This is a genomic window from Pseudomonas sp. AL10 (assembly GCF_029960685.1).
Lineage (GTDB): Bacteria > Pseudomonadota > Gammaproteobacteria > Pseudomonadales > Pseudomonadaceae > Aquipseudomonas > Aquipseudomonas lactis.
This window is the reverse complement of the sequence record NZ_JASBQZ010000089.1, coordinates 1-1416: the sequence shown is the minus strand read 5'-3', so window position 1 is coordinate 1416 and position 1416 is coordinate 1. Positions and strand designations below refer to the sequence as shown.

Genomic DNA, 1416 nt, shown 5'->3' with positions numbered 1-1416 from the left:
AGTACAGAGAGTTCAAAGAATCTAAAGCTATCGAGCTCGCTGCAAAGCTGACAGACCGTACCGTTGAAACCATGAGGGAATTTCATGCGGAGGCTAAAGCTGACTCTGATAACCTTTTGCATGGAGATGAGTATGTTGTAGCGACTGAGTTTTTGATGGATGCTGTGCTTGGGGAGGTAAAGTCTTTAGCCGTGAAGGGCGGCAGCAAGATTTTTGCTAATGATTCGAAAGGGAAAGAAGCGGTAGAGACTAATCATGCTCTCAATGCTGCGAAAGGCGTTGTTGCTTCGAGAGTCAATGTGCGGACGGGCACTGCGAGCTCTACAGGAAGTGGGCTTGAATACGCTTGGAAAAAGCACGGTGGCGCTTGGGGTGAAAATAAATCTGCGTTCACGATTTCAAAGGACGAATTGAAGATCGTTCTGCAAACGCCCCAGGTCGTCAAGACACCTGCGTACCAATCACCGACGTCTGGTAATTTTATTCGAACGGTTGATATGGGAAGACCTATTGGTGTTGATGCCAAAACAGGTGGACAGTCCACTAGTTTTATGACGGTAATTACTGATTCACAAGGCAACTTGGTGAACACATTTCCTGGGAAGACGTTCTGAATTATGTATTACTTAATGATGTGGGATACAGGTTTAGCAGCCGTCGGCCGAGATGGCTGTCTTGATCGTATCGAGATTCCTTTGGATGTCGCGAGTTTTTTCTTTCGGCTGGATGTCGAGCAATTTCCAATGCTTTCCAGCTTGAGTTTTGACGATTATGACCTATTTTTCGGGGCGCAGATTAGTGCGCTTGCTGATGAATTGGTTGCTGTGGCGAACATCAATCCTACGATTTCAGAATTGGTTAAAAAGATGCTAGGTTTATTATTTAAGGCGCAAAGCTTAAGTAAAGCTGTTTTGTTTGACCCGTTTAAGTGAGGGTGTATAAAAAAGTGTGATAAAAGGGGAGCGGCGAAAAAAAGGCGATAAAGGGGGCGGATTTGAATGGCGCTTACTTAACCTTCTTCGGATGTCCATTTCTCCTGACCTCGGCCCTTGCCGCTGAACACGTTTGCATCAGCATCGGGTAAGGCTTGGGCCTTCGTTTTATGGCGCGAGGCTCAATCCGTCCCGGCAGGTTTCCGACGCGTTTCCTCGCGATCAACCTGAGTAAATTCGGTACCCCACCGCTTTGTTCATCGGCACCGTACTGCCGCATCGCAAGGCATAACTGAAGGCTATGCTTGGAGAAAAGGGGACAGATTTATTTTTGAAGTTTGGGTTTTGTGAAGGTCTTGAACAGTAGCGGATGAGTCTCTGTAAAATAAATCTGTCCCCTTTTTCGTTGAGACTCTGGATGCGCTCCCTGCGGACGTTATAAGCGCATTGAATGATTTTTCGGAAAAGGCGGCAATTTACGATA

Annotated in this window: 3 protein-coding genes and 1 pseudogene; 2 read left to right on the top strand and 2 right to left on the bottom strand. The window is 46.5% G+C overall.

From position 1 onward, the window contains the following. Together QK296_RS28920 and QK296_RS28915 are read left to right on the top strand one after the other, a co-directional pair. Positions 1-614: hypothetical protein (locus tag QK296_RS28920; protein ID WP_212614956.1), on the top strand; the 614-nt coding region annotated here is incomplete at its 5' end. Between the two features lie 3 nt (positions 615-617). Next, positions 618-932: a hypothetical protein gene (locus QK296_RS28915; protein WP_003191504.1), complete on the top strand. Its 315-nt coding sequence runs from the start codon at positions 618-620 to the stop codon at positions 930-932. Between the two features lie 73 nt (positions 933-1005). Here QK296_RS28915 and QK296_RS28910 read toward each other — a convergent pair. Then, positions 1006-1158: pseudogene (locus QK296_RS28910) on the bottom strand (IS4 family transposase); the annotation flags it as partial. Then, positions 1155-1416 (bottom strand): hypothetical protein (locus QK296_RS28905; protein ID WP_205884994.1); only part of this gene is annotated, 262 nt, incomplete at its 5' end. The gene QK296_RS28905 and the pseudogene QK296_RS28910, both read right to left, overlap by 4 nt.

Excerpts from the sequence above, each read along its gene's own strand:
- QK296_RS28915 (WP_003191504.1), top strand. The coding sequence starts at position 618 with ATGTATTACTTAATGATGTGGGATACAGGTTTAGCAGCCGTCGGCCGA.